We start from the raw sequence: 20,356 nt of genomic DNA on the forward strand, positions 1-20,356 counted from the left end.
TCCCTTGTTAATGTTAAGCCAAACGTGAACGATCACTACTTTGAAGGATACCAACGCTCAATCAAATCTTGTGAGCGCTTTAACTCGTCCTTCCATGTGTCACCACCGACCACGGTTGGTTTTAACATAATAATCAATTCAGTTTTCTTTTTAGATTTACTGCGGCTGGTGAATGCTTCACCCAGAAAAGGAATATCACCTAAAAATGGTACTTTAGACACAGTTTCAATATTCTCACTCTTCATTAACCCGCCAATCACGACCACATCACCAGATGCTGCGCGGATAACGGTATCCGATTCGCGGATCTCACTTTGCGCTAATGGCAACTCCAAGGTTGAATCACTGATTTTAATCTCTTTGGTTTGTGAGGTCACATCAATCACCGAAGGATGAACATGCAGTATGACATTGCCATCTTCATCAATCTGCGGGGTCACATCCAAAGCAATACCAGAGAAAAATGGCGTGAGTTCAACCTGTGGCGTGGTTACCGGAGTAGTACCTGCCACTGTGGTGGATGAAACGTCCGTGACAAAGTATTCATCATTACCGACTTTAATCACTGCTTTTTGGTTATTCGATGCGGTGACTCGAGGACTTGACAGCACATCTACATCACCTTGAGTATCGAGCAAATTAATGATGGAACTAAAATCACTTCCAGTGAAATTAATCGATGTTACTCCGCCAATGGCAGACGTAATCGCATTACTTAGCCCCTGTCCTGCTGAAGTACTAAAGTTAATGTTGGTATTACCAGCGTGACCTAAGACATTCTCCCACTGGATCCCTTGCTGATAACCATCCGATAAAGTTACTTCAATAATTTTTGCTTCTAAAATGACTTGGCGCTGTAGATGGCTTTCTGCTATTTGTAAGAAACTTCGAATTTGTCGTAACTCATCAGGAAAAGCTCGAACGGTAACCAGACCGGCTTGAGGAGTGACTACAACTTGTCGCCCGCCACCGGTTTCACCCATGATAGACATTAATGTGGCTTGTAATTCACCCCAGAAATCCGTCTTAGTGGTTGAGCGAATAAAAGTACCATTGGTATTATCACTGCTATTAGCATTACCATTGCCACTATTACTATTTGAACTATTACTACTGTTACTGCTGCTATTACTATTGTTACTGCCATTACTGCCATTGCTTGAATTATTATTTTGGTCTGAAATGCGCCCTGAGCTAACGGAGGTTAATGACAAACCTTCACGCTGCATATAGATATAATTTAAGGGAAAAGTTTCAGTTCTCATTCCCGCGGGATAAACACGTAAAATACGCCCTTCACGCTTAACTTCATAACCGTAAATATCTTCAACGACTTGAATAACCTCTGCCAAGGTGACTGCTTTTAATGATAATGAAATGTTGCCTTGCACATCCGGATGAACCGCCACACTTAATGGGGTGTCTTTGACTAAGCTGGGAAAAAATACTCTGGCATCAACTTCGTTTGCTGATACGTCAAAACGACGCTCAGCGGGAAGGGCTCTTGCCGCTTGGCCCAGTGTATTATCGCCATTAAGCTCACGCTGAACATCTTCAGGCATTGCCGCTGGGGGTGGCATAATAGTTTGACCCGCTTCAGCTTGTTGTCTTGACTCATTCAAGGCTGCTTTTGCGGTTTGTGGATCAGGTCTATCCGTCGTTTGACAAGCAACTAAGCACAGCGACATCAGAGGAGTAACGTATTTAATCACATTCATTTTTATTCTTATCCTATCGCTCTGTTATCGACTTAAATAGTTGAAGTTTTCGTCCATCTGACAAGGTGACGTAGTCTTTATTAATCTTTGATACTCGTAAGCCACTGCCACTAACTGTGTCACCCACCGACAGAATGATGTTATTAATCACCGCATAGGTATTCTGGCCGCTGACAATACTGTTTAACACTAAAGATTGATTATCGGTTTTGGTTATCGCAGCCACAAACCCCTGACCCGGTAGGGTCGGATCACGTAATGTTTGTGCATTCGCCGCTGACATTAATAGCATCATTAGGCAGGATGCATACGCCATGGCATTAATCTTGTTTTGCAACACTGATAAAGTCCTTATTCACACTCAGTGTGTAAAGTTCTAATTCAACTAACGCATCTGGATGAGATTCAACACGATAATCTAAACGTTTCCAGTACAATTTATCAGGCATACTTTCAACGGCTTTAATAAACGCTAAAATCGCGAAGTAGTCGCCTTGTAACGTCAGCTTAATACCGTGGCTGTAAAGGTTAACTTTACTGCCATCGCCCACTTGTAATAAGGCTTTAGGCGCTATGGAAGCAAATGAAATCAGCGATACACCTTTAACATTACCCAGCAGGTTAGCTAATACTGTTGGCATGTAGTCCGCAGGAACCATATCAACCATTTGTTCAGTAAGATCAGCATCAACTAATTGCATTTGTTCAGTAATCAACTTTAGCCGTTGATGATAATCTTGATTAGGGTCAAGTTGTAAACGCTCTTCATAGAGAGCCACTTGTTGTAAGGAAATTGAATTTTCTTGTGCTAATCCTTTAAGCTGAGTTTGCAAGCTTTGCTGCTGCTTCCAAACCGACTCTAATGGCATAAACAACAGCATGCCGACCACAACAAATAAAGCGAACATAATCAATGTACGCTCACGTTGACTTAACTCATTAAATTTTGACGACCATACAAGCCATTGCTGCTTCATTGTGCGAGCTCCTTAGCAATGGGCTGGCTGATTAATTTAAACGCCAGTGGTTGTGCTTCGCCGCGATCCATTGTCATCGCTGAAAACGCATACCCCTTAAGCGTTGAAGTGGTTTTTAGTTTATCTATCCACAGTGGAATGCTCTGTGGATTACGCCCATAACCTTCAAACTCAATGCGCTGAACATCAGTATCTTGTTGTTCAATGGTAATATGGCTCAACCATACATTGGCATCCGCCACTGCTGCCAAGTCGGTTAACATTGGGGAGTAACCTTGACTAATCAGAGTATTGCGCTGACTTAGCTCATCTTTTAACAGTTTTTTAAGATCTAAGCGCTGTTGTTCAAGCTCGACCTTTGCAACTAAGTTCGCATCAGGCTGACGAGCAGCGATTTGTAGTTCTAGCTGAGTCTTTTGATCATTTAAACGATTTCTCTCTCTGCTTACCTGCTCACTTAAGGTTTGCAAATCATGGCTATGCCACAGACCAATTGCATAAAGTAGTGCACAGCATCCTGAGAATAAGCCCAAAGCCAACATCATTCTTGCAAAGGTTAGCTTTTGTTTTTTAGGCAGTAGATCAGTGCTATATAAATTAACCGCGGTTTTTATCACACTTCACCTCGCGTTAATTCCTGTAACGCTAACTGAGCGAGTAAGTTCGATACGCCGTCGTGGGCAACGGCAAGCACTTTTTGATTAAAGTTAGCACCAACGAGATTAGCTAATGATGAATTGTCACCATCTGCCAATATGCTAATGGATCCCACAGGTGCCTGACGTAATTGGCTTTCAAAATAATCCATAGACCGTTGGATCTCCAAACTGAGATTATCGGCTAAGCCATGTTTCAACTCTTCTAAAGTTGCTTTATTCAGATGATTAAAGCCTCTGACGCGACGTTGCATCAATACTTCGCCAGCTTTAACAATTAATAACAACAATTCTTGCTCAGGCAAATGAGCCACCAGCATGTGGGCCATATTGTCGTTAACTAAAACATGGCTTAATGCCAACTCTTCAATGCTGATACCAGCAACGTCTAATCCATTGGCATCACAAGCACTGGCTAATTGAGCTAGAAACTGTCGACTGCTGACCACGACATTCACTTTTGAACTGACAATAAAACTAGACTCAAAATAATCTAAATGGATATTGGCCACAGGTTCTGACACCATATCTTTCACAGACCAGATCAACGCTTGAGTCACTTCATCTGGCTCAACATTCGGTTTTTCAGCTTGTAACAATTGATAATACTGATGTGACAGCACTAATTGCACTCGAACTCGACCAAACTGGCTTTTTAGTGCTTCAAAGGCTTGAGACCAATTATTTTTTGGTACTGAAAACTGGCTAATAACAGGTGCTAATTGGCCTTGTTGGAGTTTACAAGCCCACAATGAATTATCAGCGATAAATACGCCGACACTACCCATCAACTCTGATGTTTGCCAAAAGGCGAGTTTACTCAAAAAACCATTGTTCATTGCGTTGCCCATATTCGCTAACATATTAAGTGTGTAACATCACTCATTCATAGAATTGGTATTAGAGACATGTCATCAAAAAACGACACGATAACTCTACTATTTAAGCATCTAACGTTAAGGCAATCTGCTTAACCTTGATTGCCAGTGTCACCAGTCACATCGATAAAAAATCAAGCTATAATAACGCAAAAACAACAAATAAATAACAACTAAGCCATATATTAACAAAGTGTATATACGTTTAAGATAGAGAGTAATCTTTTGATAAACAAGGTATAAGGCCAATCAATTACAGCAAACATAGCATTTTAACACCTAAACTTCAGATCTTTGCTCTAAAAACTCGCCTTGTGCAGCACTTACACCGAGAATTTTTAACGTTTGCCATTCTTCGAAACATTCAACGCCTTCAGCAATCACTTTCACTTCGGCTCGATAAAGGCCGCCAATCAGGCTACGGATGAATAATTGATTCTCGGAACGTTGATGGACTCGGCGTACAATAGAGCGATGTAATTTCACTAAATCAAAATGGTACTCCTGAATATAGTGAGTCCCGACAACAGATTGTCCAACATTATCTACAGCCAATTTAGCGCCCATTTTCCTCAGCATATCCAGAGTCTTAACTAGTGAGATATTTTCCTGATTTTTAACAATAATGTCTTCAGACACCTCAAAAATCAGTCGCGCGGCTAAGGGTCGATGCTCTAATAAAGTCGATTGTAACCAGCGAACAAATGCTCTACTGGTCAAACTATCAAGACTCAAGTTGATACTGTAGCTTGATGTATTGTCAGACATTAGCCTAAAAAGTACTTGTTCCAATACTTGTCGCTCAATCTGCGGCATCAATCCACATTTATTAGCCATTGGAATAAACAGAGTGGCGCGCACATCATTACCCTGTAAATCTCGGGCACGACTAAAAATCTCATAGTGCATAATTTGATTATCACTATCTACAATGGCTTGTTGTAAGGTGAAAAATCGTTTTGATACCAATGCATTTTCAATAAAACTGCGCCATCGAACAGAGCCTTTGGCGATTTGCTCATCGAGTGCACCTTTATCGTACATGAACCAGTTATTAACTCGTTGAAGTTGTGCCGCTCGGAGGGCCATCTCAGCTTCTTCAACAAGCTGTAACTGTAGATCGCCAGCTTTAAAAAAAGCACACCCTAAATGAAAGAAATTATCAGGATTACCAATGCCATAAAAAGGCAATGCGATGCAGGTTTTGAGTATTCGCTGTGCTAACTGATCGGCTTCAAGCAAAGATAACTGTGGTACAACAATGGCTAATTGTGAGTAGCTACGCCGCGCAAAAATACTGTCTTCATATTGCATTAATACCGCTGTAATGGCTTCTGTAGTCAATGAAAGCATGGCCTTAACGCCACCTTCACCGAATTGGTCTTCCACTAAATCAACATCATCAAACTCAATGAGCATCAATACACCATGGGCAACCATTTTCTGGTGGTGACTTAATCCATCAAGACGGTTTTGAAAAAATATAGGATTACCAATTTGGGTTTGTTTGTCTAAAAAAGTATCTTTACGGATAAATTGATCTAAACGGCCGCGTTCTTTATGAGCATCATCGAGTTCTGCAAGTAATTTACTGATGGCACGATTAATCATTCGAGGCTTACCGTTAGTAGGTACATCGGCAGCTTGTTTTAAATGACCATCGAGAATGAGCTTACTGCGCTGGGCGAGTTGCTCTATCCCATCTAGCTCTCTGGAATACCAACCGTAACCAAAGCGGACAAAAAAACCGATGCTAGTAAAACCAATAAGCAGAATAACGAGCTCATGCCAGCCAAAATTACGTAACGAAAATGGTGGCGGTAAAGTCATCGTCATGAGTAACTGCCCTTTACTTAGCGAGCTTTTATAAAGAGTTAAACTGCTTTTAGATGCAGAGGGTTGCTCATGATGAAATTGATAAATTAATTGACTGTTATGCGACAAGGAAAAATCAACCGCCTTATAAGCAGTCAGTAAAGGGGGTAACCAAGTAGAAAATTGTTTATTGCCATGTTGTTGATAGTCAGCAACTAACATGGTCTCTAATTCAGCCACCTTCTGCTGCTGAAAAGTATAGGTTAACTGAGTAAAACCCATTACCGCGCACAGTAAAAACACAAAGGCCACCGCAGCCAATGAAAGCAGCCAAAAGCTAGTCAGTTTTTTGGTAAGGATCTTGGTAAGCTTCATTTATCCGCTATCCTGCTGGATTTACTTATTTTATTAACAAGTTAATTTTCATCCAGTATAACCATTGTGCCAACAAGTTCACTAATCGTTTTTACTTATACGGGTATGATAGCTAAAAAAAAGGGGCCAAGCCCCTTACGTTAATCATGCGATGAATTCATTCAGACTCAGAGCAGCAGCAGATACCCAGTCCCGAGCAGCTTATACCTTATATTCTGTCGGTAATGTGGTGATTTTAGCCACACCAGAATCAATCGCAGCTTGCGATACTGCTCGAGCAACCAGCGGCAATAATCTTGGGTCCATTGGTTTTGGCAGCACATATTGAGCACCAAAGCTCAACGATGACACATTGGGATAAGCAGCCAATACCTCTACTGGAACCGGCTCTTTCGCGAGGTTTGCGATAGCATAAACAGCCGCTAACTTCATCTCATCGTTAATGACCGCTGCGCGCACATCAAGTGCACCTCTAAAGATAAACGGGAAGCACAATACGTTATTGACTTGATTTGGATAGTCACTTCGACCCGTGCCCATAATGAGGTCTTTACGAATGTTATGAGCTAATTCAGGTTGAATTTCAGGATCAGGATTTGAACAGGCAAAAATCACCGGATTAGGTGCCATCAACGCAATATCATCCGCGGTTAATAAATCCGCCCCCGATAGCCCTAAAAATACATCGGCATCTTTTATTACATCCTGCAGGGTGCGTTTATCGGTATTATTGGCAAATAAGGCTTTATATTCATTTAAATCTTCACGGCGGGTATGGATAACGCCTTGCCTGTCGAGCATATAAACATTTTCACGCAATGCACCACATTTAACGATCATTGTCATACACGCAATGGCAGCAGCACCGGCACCTAAACAAACAAAGATAGCATCGTCAATTTTTTTGCCCTGAATTTCGAGGGCATTCAACATACCTGCAGCCGTAACAATAGCGGTGCCATGTTGATCATCATGAAACACCGGAATATTACAGCGCTTAATCAGCTCTTGTTCAATTTCAAAACATTCAGGCGCCTTGATGTCTTCTAAATTAATGCCACCAAACGTATCGGCAATCGACTCAACAGTATTGATAAAGTCTTCAGTGGTGCGATGTTTCACTTCAATATCAACCGAATCAATATTCGCAAAACGTTTAAATAGTAATGATTTGCCTTCCATCACAGGTTTTGACGCCAATGGACCTAAATTCCCTAGCCCTAAAATAGCAGTGCCGTTGGTAATAACCGCAACGGTATTACCTTTATTGGTATATCGATAAGCATTTTCAGGATTAGAAGCGATCTCTCTAACAGGCTCTGCAACACCGGGACTGTATGCTAAAGCAAGATCGTGACTTGATTGAGCAGGTTTAGTTAGGCAAATAGCCGTTTTCCCTGGTACTGGAAATTCATGATAATCCAGAGCTTGTTGACGAATATCTGACATTGTATACATCCTGAAATACGCTATATATGAAGGAGAGGATGATGTAAGGAGCCCATCAATTAGCACCTTGCTAACCCTCTAAAATTTTAATAACAATACGCTAATACTCAAACGATATAAATCAAAAACTCAATGATAGGAGGTGTTGTGAGTAAGAATAGAGGCTAGGTTTTATTAATCTAACTAATTGAATATGAATATATATAAATCAATAAGTTAAAAGTGTAGGAAAATAACAAGATTTACGATAATAAACGGATAAAGACGACGATATTTGCAGTTTATTTTGTCTAAATAACAATAAAGCGCTGTTTATGCTTTTTTACATTGTTTACTACTAAAAAATTAGTTTCCGCCTCAGCACAACACTATTTTAGGATAACTCAGGTTAAGAAATGGAATTATACTAGTTGTAGAAAATAAAAAAGGCGCCGAAGGCGCCTTATTCAAGTCAATTGCAATGCAATTACTTTTTACCAAGCATACCAAAACGCTTGTTGAACTTGTCAATACGACCACCAGTATCAACAACTTTCTGAGTACCAGTGTAGAATGGGTGACATGCACCACATACGTCCAAGTGTAGGTTTTTACCTGCAGTTGAGTTCACTTTGATGATGTTACCACAAGTACAAGTTGCAGTAATTTCAGCGTAATTTGGGTGTATACCTGTTTTCATTTGGAGTACCTTAAATTGAAGGCCATGTCGCTCTCCCAACCCGAAGTTGAGCACCACATGCAGTTAATAACAATATGTTTTAGGCGCGGAATAATACAGGGTCTCAGGTACACAAACAAGTAGAATTTCTACACAGTACTAGGAAGACTTGTGCGACAACACTAGCTCATCATAAGTAGCTTGGGCATTAGATGAATTTTGATATTGCTGCACAATCTCCTCAGATGGGCACTTTAAACGGCTATCAGACATCAGTAAGTATATTTTCTGATTAGCAAACGCATTGGGGTTGGCATCATAAATCGCCAGCATCGCACCAAATAGGCTGATTTGCCATTGTCGGTAATAACGATCAGCAACCCGCCATAAGGTATCTTGAGGCAATTTATCAAGTAAGCAGGACTTGTTCAGTGCAGGACTTTGCCGATCGGTTTCGGCTAGTGTCATCTTGGTTTCAACATTAACCAGAATTGGCTGAGGCAGCGTTTGAGTTTCATGAATGGCAGCCAGCAGTTGCTTACTCTCTAATTCTTTACTGTCGGCATTAAGCGAATCATCGATCTGTGTTGCTTGCGGCATCTCCATAGATGCAGTAACAGGCAAATCTGAAGGTGATACTTGTTGAGACTTATCGCCTTGGCTGGCCACTACATTATCAAATGTTACTTTATCTGCAGCAACATTTTGATAGCGCGATAGCATCTCTACTGATGGGCAACGTAATGCGCTCCCGACTTTTAATTGGCTAATTTTATCTTGGTAGAATGCAGATGGATTGGTTTCATAAAGGGCAAGCATTGCGCCGTAGATATTTGAATTCCATTGCTTACGATAGCGCACCGCTATTTTCCATAAGGTATCACTCGCTAACTGATTAATCTGGCAATCACTCAGATTTTTTTGCGTTGTCGCGACTTGAGGTGTAACGCTGGTCTGGTGACTTATTGGCGTAGGTTTTAATGTCGATAATGTCGCAGACGACTTCATCGTTTTAATGGCTACCGGCTGATGTTTACTCTGGGCAACAGTTTGAGAAAATAAAGCTACAGGGGAATATTGCAGCCATTTAGCATTACGAAATTCCGATACAATTAATGCCGCATCTTGATCGCGAACTTTTTCAGTGCCTGTTAATAAAAAAACATCATTATCACGTCGCTCAACATCGAGCTTTTCTAGCACGATATTGTCTTTATAAATTTGGCGTAAGTAAAACGTCAGCCGCGATAAATCATGGTGATCGGTTATAACATTCACGGTTAATTTAGGTGTTTGGCCACTTTCAAATGGAATGGTATCAATACTGATATGACTGACTTCAGCGATCACAGTTGAAATACTGTTAAATGCAAGTAATGCTAATATAGTTAGCATCTTAACCCGTTTCATCAATACAATCCTTTCGATTATAAACCGCTTCCATACAGCATACAGTTACGCTGTAAAAACCATGATACTTTGTGCATTTATACACTGATTGTTAAAGTGTGAATGCTACGTTTATCACGCTGTAATTTATTATTATTGTTTACTTTTTTAATTTTTAAAATGCCCAACATCACAAATATTAACATGTGCAACTATATAAACTAACATAATTTGCTGCAACTAATTACTGACAGAAAAAGCAAATACTCGACTACATAAGCGTTTTTATCACGGATGATCAGCATCAAACTTATTGCGTGGCATGTTTTGCCTCAATCGCTTCAAATACTTTTTTGTCGACCGCTTTATTATCATATTGCGCCAAAATCATTGTTGATGGGCAATTCAATGGTACATCTTTAAGTAACAAGTGGATTTTTTGCTTAGAGAATGCCAATAAATTCGCCTCAAATATAGCTAACATCGCACCGTAAACGCTCGTATTCCACTGTTGTTTATAACGATTAGCGATTCGCCATAAGGTGTCACTATTATTACGTTCAAGCCAACAGTTAGCCTGTTGAGTAGATCCGATAGTTGATGATGGCACCGATGGCACTTGAGCCACGCGATGATCAACTTGCTGATGTTTGGAAGTACTCATTACTGGCAGATTAGCGTCAGGTATTGGCCGATGTTCACTGTTGACCGCTATCTTTGCACCATTGAGCGAATATGGCGCATCAAAAATAGCCACAACAGCCAAGGTGACTGCTCCTGTCGAAGTGGCTTCAGTAATAATTAACTGCGCATTTGAGTCACTGATGATCTCGCTACCATTAAGTTGGAGTAAAAAGCGATTAATGGCTTGCACCGTTAACTTTTGCTGCTCAACCTTGTTATTCTCTAACTGGCGGATATAAAATCCTAATCGCGACACATCATCATTTTGTGCCACCACATTAACTTTTAATTGCGGTAAATGATTTACTTCAAATTGACGACTATTAATACTGACATGATTAACTTGAGCCATTGCTGTAGCAATATAGCTCAATAATCCAAACCCTAGGATAATAGCCTCAATAAGTCCTTTACGCATATATGTTGCCCTATCTCTTTGATGACACTTAGAGGTAAACTGATCCGCAATCCACTACAGAATTGAAAATGATGAAACCTTATGCCCGTGTTTGTTGAAGTTGCCTTACCCGTCCCATTACGCAGAAACTTTAGTTACCGCGTAAAAGACCAGCAGCAAGCGGGATTACAAATAGGACTTAGGGTCAAAGTACCGTTTGGCTCTCAACAACTCATTGGCTTAATAACTGCAATTACAGACAGCTGTGACTTGGCACCCCATCAAATAAAATCTGTTACAGCTGTGTTAGATGATGCCCCATTGCTACCTGATTCGCTATATAAATTAACCCTGTGGGCCGCCCGATATTACTTTACCACTCAAGGACAAATGCTCAGCCAAGCGCTGCCAGTGGCATTGAGAAAAGGCTTAGAAGCAACGCCACAAGCCGTGGTTGAATATCATTTAAGCCCGCAAGGACGCAATGCTGATCCTAGCGTATTAACGCGCGCTCCGGCACAGAAAAAACTGCACGAGTTATTGCTGGCAAATCCCATCAGCCATGATGAGTTCATCACTCAACAATTAAGCAAAGCGGCATTAAAAGCATTAGAACAAAAACACTGGATTGAACGGCAAGAAAAAGTGCTCTGCCACGATTTAAGTTGGCGTCAACAACTGATCATGAATGAATCACCCCACAAGCTTAATAAACAGCAAGCTGTCGCAGTATCGGTACTCACTCAGCAGCAAGGTTTTCATTGCACTTTATTAGAAGGGATTACTGGCTCAGGTAAAACTGAAGTTTACTTAGCCTTGCTTGAGACTATTTTACAACAAGGTAAACAAGCGCTCATTCTTGTGCCTGAAATAGGCTTAACCCCGCAAACCATTAATCGCTTCAAACGCCGTTTCGAAGTCAATGTCGCCGTGATCCATTCGGGCCTAACCGATAATCAACGCCTAGAAGCTTGGCGTCAGGCTCGTGTCGGTGAAGCGGCAATTATTATTGGCACTCGCTCAGCACTCTTTACTCCCATGGCTTTTCCTGGGTTAATTATTCTTGATGAAGAGCATGACAGTAGCTTTAAACAACAAGAAGGTGTGCGCTACCACGCCCGAGATTTAGCCGTAATGCGGGGACACCTTGAAGATATTCAGGTGGTTTTAGGTTCAGCAACGCCATCATTAGAAACCTTACAAAATGCCTTATCCGGACGCTATCATCACCTTGAATTAAGTGAGCGCGCTGGCGCAGCGCAAAAAGTGAAACAAGGTATTATTGATATTACTTCGCAACCCCTAAAAGCGGGGATGTCAGCATCATTAATTAACGAAATGCGCATGCACCTTGATGCGGGTAATCAGGTGCTGCTATTTTTAAACCGCCGTGGTTTTGCGCCCGCGTTACTGTGTCATGAATGTGGTCATTTACATGAATGTGATCGCTGTGATGCCTTTTTTACCGTCCATCAGGGCTTAAACGAAATATGTTGTCATCATTGCGGTAATCAATACGCTATTCCGCGCCAATGCCACCAATGCGGCAGCACTATGCTAATGGGCCATGGTTTAGGTACCGAGCAACTGGAACAAGAAATCGTAAAACTGTTTCCCAAATATCCTGTAGTGCGAATAGACCGCGACACCACGCGGCGTAAAGGTTCACTTGAGCAGCAGTTGCAAGGCATACACATGGGTAAATATAAAATCCTCGTTGGCACACAAATGCTGGCAAAAGGTCATCACTTTCCTGATGTCACCTTAGTGGGTTTACTTGATGTTGATGGCGCCCTGTTTAGTGCAGACTTTCGCGCACCAGAACGATTTGGCCAGCTATACACCCAAGTATCGGGCCGTGCTGGCCGCGCTGATAAACCCGGTAAAGTACTCCTGCAAACCCATCAAAGTGATAACCCAATTTTGCGCGACCTGTTGAAGCGCGGTTATGGTGAGTTTGCTCGTAGTCAGCTAAAAGAACGTCAACAAGCATTATTACCACCGGCATGGCACATGGTATTAATTCGCGCTGAAGCACATTTAGCTGAAGATGCTGATGCTTTTTTAACACGCACTAGCGAACTACTCCCCCAAGATAAAGACTTTGAAATTATTGGTCCGATTCCGGCACCGCTTGATCGTAAAGCAGGCAAATACCGCCGCCAATTAATACTGCAAGCCAAAAGTCGGCAGCGTTTACAAACCGAATTTGAACGGGTTTTAGCGCTTATTGAACAAATACCAGAAAGTAAACGTTGTCGCTGGAGTATCGATCGTGACCCACAGGATTTGATGTAATCGCCTGCTGTACGGGAAGTAAACCGACCTTATACCGGTGATAAACTTCACTTAGGTTCATAATCAACATAAAAAAACCAATATTTCCGTTAAAGCAGATAGCAATCACCCCCTATAAACGGCTAAAATATGCGGTTCCGTCATGTCATTCATTTAACGAATTAGTGCAAGCAAAAGCCCATGAAATCACATATTGAATCTTTACTAGAACAAACCATCGAATCCTTCAAACAGCAAGGGATTGTGCCGGCTGATTTTCAAGCCCGCATTCAGGTCGATCGCACTAAAGATAAAAGTCATGGTGACTTAGCGACTAACCTGGCAATGATGCTAACCAAAGTAGCTAAAAAGAACCCTCGTGAGTTAGCGCAGCTGATCATTGATACTTTGCCTGCATCATCTTATGTGGCCAAAGTAGAAATTGCTGGTCCAGGGTTTATTAATTTCTTTATTGATGACAATGCATTAGCTAATCAGCTACAACAAGCGCTAAACAGTGACCACCTAGGCGTGATATTACCGCCTAAGCAAACGATCGTGGTTGATTATTCTTCGCCAAACTTAGCCAAAGAAATGCACGTTGGTCACTTACGCTCAACCATTATTGGTGACAGCGTAGTGCGCGCGCTTGAGTTTTTAGGCCATAAAGTGATCCGTCAAAACCACGTAGGCGACTGGGGAACTCAGTTTGGTATGCTACTGGCACTAATGGAAGAGTTACGCGCAGCCAATGGCGAACAAGCCAAAATGGAATTGTCTGACTTAGAAAGTTTTTATCGCGCAGCTAAAGTCCGTTTTGATGAGTCGACTGAATTTGCCACTCGTGCTCGTCAACTCGTGGTCGCTTTACAATCTGGTGACGAATACTGTAATAAATTATGGCGCGAGTTTAACGATATTTCATTAAGCCACTGCCATGATGTTTATAAACGTTTAGGGGTTAGCTTAACCCGCGCCGATGTGCACGGCGAAAGCGCCTATAATGCCGACCTTGCTCAAGTAGTTAGCGATCTTGATGCCCAAGGTTTGTTGGACGAAAGTAATGGCGCTAAAGTGGTGTTCCAAGAAGCATTTCGTACCAAAGAGGGCGAACCTCTTCCTGTTATCATCCAAAAAGCTGATGGTGGCTATTTATATGCCACTTCAGACCTTGCTGCCATGCGTTATCGCTCAAACGTACTAAAAGCAGATCGCGCGTTGTACTTTGTTGACTTACGCCAAGCACTGCATTTTCAGCAAGTGTTTAGTCTCGCCAAATTAGCTAAATTTGTTCGCCCAGAAATGTCACTAGAGCACACAGGCTTTGGCACCATGAACGGTGCTGATGGACGCCCTTTTAAAACTCGTTCTGGTGGTGTAGTTAAATTAGTTGATTTACTTGATGAAGCCGATGTGCGAGCACTTGAACTTGTTCGTAGCAAAAACCCTGATATGGATGAAGCGACCCTTACTGAAATTGCTCGCGTGGTTGGGATCAGCTCGGTTAAGTATGCAGACTTATCTAAAAACAGAACCAGCGATTATATTTTCAGCTTTGAGCAAATGCTCAGTTTTGAAGGCAATACCGCACCTTATCTATTATATGCCTACACACGTGTTGCCGGTATTTTCAAGCGTGCCGCAGATATTGACCTTAGCCAAGCTAAGATTGTGCTCGAACATGAAAAAGAAAAAGACTTAGGCACTAAATTAGCCCAGTTTGGTGAAGTATTAACTCGCATGACAGACAAAGGCTTACCACATGTACTATGTGGATATCTTTATGAGCTTGCTAGCGAATTTTCGAGTTTTTATGAAGCTTGTCCAGTACTGGCGGCCGAAACAGAAGCCGAAAAACAAAGCCGTTTATTGTTGTCGCAATTAACCGCAAAGACCTTAAAAACGGGCTTGTCACTACTTGGCATTGAAACCCTAGAGCGGATGTAATCATGAGTCGTGACTACGCAAATCGCAAACCTCGGGCGGGCGCAAAAGCCCGCGCGCCACAACGAAAAAAAGCACCTAAACGCTCTTTTCCTTATTTTGCTGTGTTTGTGATACTCACATTATTGAGCGGCTTTGGTTACTTTTTATGGTCGATTAATGGTAGCTCTGACTCACCAGTAACAAGTGAGCCGGTTCAGCAACCGAAAAAGAAAACGGTATCTACCGCGACCGTAGAAGCGCCAAAAAAAGTGGTTAAGAAAGATCCAAATGCATTACCACCTAAGCCACAAGAAGAATGGACTTATCTGGAGGAGCTTGAAAACAAGCAAGTTGAAATTGACTTGCCTCAGTCTGGAGTGGTTTCAAGCGGTATCTATCAAATGCAATGCGGATCGTTTAGACAAGAATCACAAGCAAATGAAATGAAAGCCAGAATCGCCTTCCAAGGTGCTGAAGCGCAGGTTCGTCGTAGTGAAGGCACCAACGGAATATGGTATCGGGTAGTGTTAGGGCCTTATCCAAACAAACGCGAGGCGGAACATAACCGGCATAAGATGCAAAGCGCAGGTTTAAATGGCTGCATTATTTGGTTATGGGAATAACACCACAAGTCTGCTGATAACATTTATCTCATATTAGCCCTGTTCATTCGAACAGGGCTTTTTGTTAACCATCGCTTGATATTTAGCATTTTGGCCCCATATCCATTTTAACAATCAACAATTGCATTCACCCTAATGAGCCGTTGATGTATTAGGAAGAGGATTTACCGTGACTACTATCGTATCCGTTCGCCGCAATAATCAAGTCGTCATCGCTGGTGATGGCCAAGTGTCTCTAGGCAATACCGTGATGAAAGGCAATGCCCGTAAAGTGCGCCGCCTATACCACAATAAAGTACTAGCAGGTTTTGCTGGCGGTACTGCCGATGCATTTACTCTTTTTGAGCGCTTTGAAGCTAAGCTCGAAATGCATCAAGGCCATTTATTAAAGTCTGCTGTCGAATTAGCCAAAGATTGGCGCACCGACAAAATGCTACGTAAACTCGAAGCTATGCTAGTGGTAGCCGATGCTCAAGAATCACTCATTATTACCGGTAACGGTGATGTGGTACAACCTGAGTACGATCTTATTGCTATCGGTTCTGGTGGCAACTATGCCCATGCATCGGCCTTAGCACTACTGCAAAATACCGAGTTAAGTGCAGAAGATATTGCAGAGAAATCACTGACAATTGCAGGTGACATTTGTGTATTCACCAACCAATTCAAAACTATCGAAAAGTTAGACTACTAATTCGAGCGTTAATAAAGGAACAGTTATGTCTGAAATGACTCCACGTGAAATTGTTCACGAACTAGATGCACACATTATTGGCCAACAAAATGCCAAACGCTCGGTAGCCGTTGCACTGCGAAATCGCTGGCGCCGCATGCAGCTTGAGCCTGCATTGCGCCATGAAGTCACGCCAAAGAATATTTTAATGATCGGCCCAACCGGTGTGGGTAAAACAGAAATTGCCCGTCGTTTAGCCAAATTGGCTAACGCGCCGTTCATCAAAGTTGAAGCAACAAAATTTACTGAAGTCGGTTATGTCGGTAAAGAAGTGGAACAAATCATCCGTGATTTGACCGATTCTGCCGTTAAAATGACTCGCGAACAGCAAATGAAAAAATGCCGTTATCGTGCCGAAGAGCTTGCCGAAGAACGCATTTTAGATGCGTTATTGCCTAAGCCGAAAGATGACTGGGATACCGACAAAAAAGATGACTCGAGCACCCGTCAGGTTTTCCGTAAAAAGCTGCGTGAAGGCTTATTAGACGACAAAGAAATTGAAATCGACATAGCGGCACCTCAAGTAGGTGTTGAGATTATGGCGCCTCCAGGCATGGAAGAAATGACCAACCAGTTACAAGGGTTATTTCAAAATCTTGGTCAAAGCACCTCTAAGCGCAAAAAGCTTAAAATTAAAGATGCTTACAAGCAGCTCGTTGAAGATGAAGCCGCTAAGCTGGTCAATCAAGAAGACTTGAAAGAGCAAGCGATAGAACTCGTTGAGCAAAATGGCATTGTGTTTTTAGACGAAATCGACAAAATTTGTAAACGCGGCGAAAGCTCAGGCCCCGACGTGTCTCGCGAAGGTGTGCAACGTGACTTACTGCCATTAGTTGAAGGTTGTACTGTGTCGACTAAGCACGGCATGGTCAAAACCGACCATATTTTGTTTATCGCCTCTGGTGCATTCCAGATGTCTAAACCCTCTGATCTCATTCCAGAGCTTCAGGGCCGTTTACCGATTCGAGTTGAGTTAGATGCCCTAACTGCCGCCGATTTTAAACGTATTTTAACCGAGCCATTTGCGTCACTTACTGAGCAAAGTATTGCCCTCATGAACACTGAAGGTGTCACCATAGAGTTTACTGAGTCAGGTATTGAACGTATTGCTGAAGCCGCATGGCAAGTGAACGAGCGTACTGAAAATATTGGTGCTCGCCGTTTACATACTGTGATGGAAAAGCTGATGGAAGATATCTCCTATGATGCTTCTGAAAAATCAGGTTCCACCTTTGTGATTGACGCTGACTATGTCAATGACCACCTTGATACCTTGGTACAAGATGAAGACTTAAGTCGCTTCATTTTATAATCATTATTTGAATCAAGCGTCCTCCCATTTGATTATGACAGATGGGAGGCTCGTGACCTTTTCTATATGAATAAACATCACGAATGCACGTTTCAACAATAGGATTAACAGCAAAGTCGCGTATGATGATAATCTGCGATTTAGTGTTAATCCTTTTTTATAGGTATTCCCATGACTCAATCAACGCCGACTGTCACTGGCATTAAACTTAAGCGCCAATCTAAGTTACTCGAAGTGACGTTCGATAACGGCCAAACCTACAATATCAGCTGTGAAATGTTACGGGTATTCTCGCCGTCTGCAGAAGTGCAGCGTCATGGTAATCCAATATTGGTTACCCATAAGAAAGCCGTTAATATCAAAGCGCTCGAACCGGTTGGTCATTATGCGGTTAAAATCATCTTTGATGATGGCCACGATACCGGCTTATATTCTTGGCAGGTACTGCATAACTTATGCAGTAATCAAACTGAGCTATGGCAGCAATATCTTGCCAGATTGCGGGCAGAGAATGGCTCACGAGAACCACTGATTTCTATGAATATTAAGTATTCATAGACTTTGTTTTACAATGGCCTACGGCCACACCAGCTTTTTCAAACTTCGTTTGAATTAACATCGCAAGGTTCCACCCTGCACTTTTTAAGATATGACCTGCGGCCACTAACGTCGTGGCGCTTCGCCCATACCGGAGCAACATCACAAGGTTTCAAATTGGGTGATAACACATCCCAAGTTATCGATGTGTGCGAGTGACGTTTAGCGCAAACACTTCTGCAACACCTTGCAATGTACATCCTTGATAATGTTTACCCGAAAACAAACGAACCCTTACCTTTTTGGTATTGGAAAGCTTGTTTTAATTCATACCATGACTGTTATCAATTGCCTGCCGCAGGCCTTAGTGCAAGCACTTCTGTGACACGTCGCACTTTTTATATACAAAAAAATCCCTGTACACTCGGCCATGACGTCCATGTCATGGACGGTCACAGCCGCGCTTACACCCGATATTCCATCTCTTCGATTTAACCTCATAGGTAATAAAATCCGCTTTATTTAGGTGAATTGAATCACCACACTCAAATCGTCACCACCGAGATATGTCATCGGAGATCCAGCTTTAGTTTTGGCCCTTAAATGTCGTTTCCCACAATTCCAAACCGAAGAAATAAAAACTACAGGTGCAGATAAGTCAGCGACTAATATCCATTTATCTTTGGTATTGGAAAACTTGCTGTAGTTCATACCATGACTGTTATCAATTGCCTGCCGCAGGCCTTAGTGCAAGGACTTCTGTGACACGTTACAAGTACATCCCTGTAAACTCGGCCATGACGTCCATGTCATGGACGGTCACAGCCGCGCTTACACCCGATATTCCATCTCTTCGATTTAACCTCATAGGGGATAAAAATCATCTCGTCCGAGTTAATAATTAAACCTTCAAACCGTCATCCCCGAGATCTTTTATCGGGGATCCAGCCTTTTGCTTTTGCTTTTGCTTTTGCTTTTTAGCCATCGTCACAAATAGAGGTAAATCGAAGAGATAAAAATTACAGGTGCAGATGAGTCAGCGAGTATCCAAAACATGGATGTTTTGGTTAAGCCCACATGGAAGTGCTTGCGGCGTCTCGCTGGATTATCTGCACTATAGCCTGCGGCAGGCAATTAGTTAGATTGAAGTTGTTGGACTGATATTGGGTTATAAAACCACTAAAATAAAACGTTAGACCATTTTAAACTGGTGTCACCTCGTAATGAATGTCACAGTTATTAATAAGCTGGTTTTGATGAAAAGCAAAACCTTAGGATAGCAAACTGAATTGATACAAATAAACAATTCAAGTAACAAGGAGTAATATTGGATACTTTTACGTTCGACGAGCTGTCTCTAAATTTTGGTTTACCTGATGACTTCTTTTTAAAATTAAAAGAGGAAGATGATTGGTCTTTTATCATAAAACTACATGCACTTTTCGAGGGAGTTTCTAGCCATTTACTGAGTTACCATTTTCAAGACTCTAGACTAGAGAATACTTTGTCACAACTTGAAATGAGTGGGAAGTCTACTGGAAAACTAGCATTTCTAACCTCACTTGAGCTTATCAATAAGGACCACAAAAAGTTTATCCTAAAACTATCAGAAATTAGAAACTCACTAGTACATGATGTTAGAAATACAACATTTAGCCTATCTGGAATGTATTCAAGCCTGGATAAGAATCAACGAAAACAGCTGGCAAAAACTTTCAGTCCCTATGAGACTTTCATTAGAGCTTTTCCGTATGATCCCAAAAGTAAAGTAGGGTATACAGAACCTGAACAGAAGCTCGTAACGTTAGAGAAGCTTTATTCTAGAGCTGAAGCCGATTTTAAATTTCATATTTGGATTGGTGCGCACAGCGTGTTAACTAGTTTGTTAAATATGTATAGCTATAGCGATTATATGAATTCTTTAAAGAATAACTCTGATGAGTAATTTCATA

General features: G+C 41.8%; 17 protein-coding genes. 7 read left to right on the forward strand and 10 right to left on the reverse strand.

Going from position 1 to position 20,356, the window contains the following annotated elements:
- Positions 1 to 35: 35 nt before the first annotated feature.
- The 10 genes from mshL to H5114_RS16885 all read right to left on the reverse strand — a co-directional run bounded on the left by mshL (position 36) and on the right by H5114_RS16885 (position 11,017).
- Entirely contained in the window at positions 36 to 1,718 is a 1,683-nt protein-coding gene (mshL, locus tag H5114_RS16840; RefSeq protein ID WP_124015326.1) for a pilus (MSHA type) biogenesis protein MshL, read from the reverse strand.
- Positions 1,719 to 1,731: 13 nt separating this feature from the next.
- The gene (locus tag H5114_RS16845; protein ID WP_404717048.1) at positions 1,732 to 2,058 is read right to left on the reverse strand and encodes an MSHA biogenesis protein MshK; all 327 of its coding nucleotides are present in this window, start codon (positions 2,056 to 2,058) and stop codon (positions 1,732 to 1,734) included.
- Positions 2,039 to 2,695, reverse strand: a complete 657-nt coding sequence (locus H5114_RS16850) for an MSHA biogenesis protein MshJ (RefSeq protein WP_182698942.1) — start codon at positions 2,693 to 2,695, stop codon at positions 2,039 to 2,041. The genes H5114_RS16845 and H5114_RS16850 overlap by 20 nt, the downstream gene beginning before the upstream one ends.
- The gene (locus H5114_RS16855; protein WP_182723547.1) at positions 2,692 to 3,312 is read right to left on the reverse strand and encodes a fimbrial assembly protein; all 621 of its coding nucleotides are present in this window, start codon (positions 3,310 to 3,312) and stop codon (positions 2,692 to 2,694) included. The genes H5114_RS16850 and H5114_RS16855 overlap by 4 nt, the downstream gene beginning before the upstream one ends.
- On the reverse strand, positions 3,309 to 4,190 hold the full coding sequence (locus H5114_RS16860) for a biogenesis protein MshI (protein WP_259395326.1): 882 nt from the start codon (positions 4,188 to 4,190) through the stop codon (positions 3,309 to 3,311). Before H5114_RS16860 ends, H5114_RS16855 begins: the two co-directional genes overlap by 4 nt.
- Positions 4,191 to 4,508: 318 nt before the next feature.
- Positions 4,509 to 6,419, reverse strand: coding sequence for an RNase E specificity factor CsrD (gene csrD / locus H5114_RS16865; protein WP_182723549.1), 1,911 nt, complete (start codon positions 6,417 to 6,419; stop codon positions 4,509 to 4,511).
- A gap of 201 nt (positions 6,420 to 6,620) precedes the next feature.
- Entirely contained in the window at positions 6,621 to 7,868 is a 1,248-nt protein-coding gene (locus tag H5114_RS16870) for a malic enzyme-like NAD(P)-binding protein (RefSeq protein WP_182723550.1), read from the reverse strand.
- Between the two features lie 466 nt (positions 7,869 to 8,334).
- Positions 8,335 to 8,547 (reverse strand): 50S ribosomal protein L31, encoded by a 213-nt coding sequence (rpmE, locus tag H5114_RS16875; protein WP_011639173.1) that lies wholly within the window; start codon positions 8,545 to 8,547, stop codon positions 8,335 to 8,337.
- A 138-nt stretch (positions 8,548 to 8,685) separates the two neighbouring features.
- Positions 8,686 to 9,936 (reverse strand): FimV/HubP family polar landmark protein, encoded by a 1,251-nt coding sequence (locus H5114_RS16880; protein ID WP_182723551.1) that lies wholly within the window; start codon positions 9,934 to 9,936, stop codon positions 8,686 to 8,688.
- Positions 9,937 to 10,225: 289 nt separating this feature from the next.
- Complete coding sequence (locus tag H5114_RS16885) at positions 10,226 to 11,017, reverse strand: FimV/HubP family polar landmark protein (RefSeq protein ID WP_182723552.1); 792 nt, start codon at positions 11,015 to 11,017, stop codon at positions 10,226 to 10,228.
- Between the two features lie 81 nt (positions 11,018 to 11,098).
- Here H5114_RS16885 and priA point away from each other — a divergent pair, with 81 nt between their 5' ends.
- The 7 genes from priA (at position 11,099) to H5114_RS16920 (ending at position 20,349) form a co-directional block, all read left to right on the forward strand.
- On the forward strand, positions 11,099 to 13,294 hold the full coding sequence (gene priA, locus H5114_RS16890) for a primosomal protein N' (protein ID WP_182723553.1): 2,196 nt from the start codon (positions 11,099 to 11,101) through the stop codon (positions 13,292 to 13,294).
- Between the two features lie 180 nt (positions 13,295 to 13,474).
- The gene (gene argS / locus H5114_RS16895) at positions 13,475 to 15,220 is read left to right on the forward strand and encodes an arginine--tRNA ligase (protein ID WP_124015336.1); all 1,746 of its coding nucleotides are present in this window, start codon (positions 13,475 to 13,477) and stop codon (positions 15,218 to 15,220) included.
- Positions 15,221 to 15,222: 2 nt separating this feature from the next.
- Positions 15,223 to 15,822: an SPOR domain-containing protein gene (locus tag H5114_RS16900; protein WP_182723554.1), complete on the forward strand. Its 600-nt coding sequence runs from the start codon at positions 15,223 to 15,225 to the stop codon at positions 15,820 to 15,822.
- Positions 15,823 to 15,991: 169 nt separating this feature from the next.
- Positions 15,992 to 16,516: an ATP-dependent protease subunit HslV gene (gene hslV / locus H5114_RS16905; RefSeq protein ID WP_124015338.1), complete on the forward strand. Its 525-nt coding sequence runs from the start codon at positions 15,992 to 15,994 to the stop codon at positions 16,514 to 16,516.
- Positions 16,517 to 16,541: 25 nt separating this feature from the next.
- The gene (gene hslU / locus H5114_RS16910) at positions 16,542 to 17,867 is read left to right on the forward strand and encodes an HslU--HslV peptidase ATPase subunit (protein ID WP_124015339.1); all 1,326 of its coding nucleotides are present in this window, start codon (positions 16,542 to 16,544) and stop codon (positions 17,865 to 17,867) included.
- A 171-nt stretch (positions 17,868 to 18,038) separates the two neighbouring features.
- On the forward strand, positions 18,039 to 18,425 hold the full coding sequence (locus tag H5114_RS16915) for a gamma-butyrobetaine hydroxylase-like domain-containing protein (RefSeq protein WP_124015340.1): 387 nt from the start codon (positions 18,039 to 18,041) through the stop codon (positions 18,423 to 18,425).
- A 1,306-nt stretch (positions 18,426 to 19,731) separates the two neighbouring features.
- Positions 19,732 to 20,349 (forward strand): hypothetical protein, encoded by a 618-nt coding sequence (locus H5114_RS16920; RefSeq protein WP_182723555.1) that lies wholly within the window; start codon positions 19,732 to 19,734, stop codon positions 20,347 to 20,349.
- Positions 20,350 to 20,356: the final 7 nt, after the last annotated feature.

Source organism: Shewanella sp. SR43-8 (assembly GCF_014163775.1).
GTDB classification, from domain to species: Bacteria; Pseudomonadota; Gammaproteobacteria; order Enterobacterales; family Shewanellaceae; genus Shewanella; species Shewanella vesiculosa.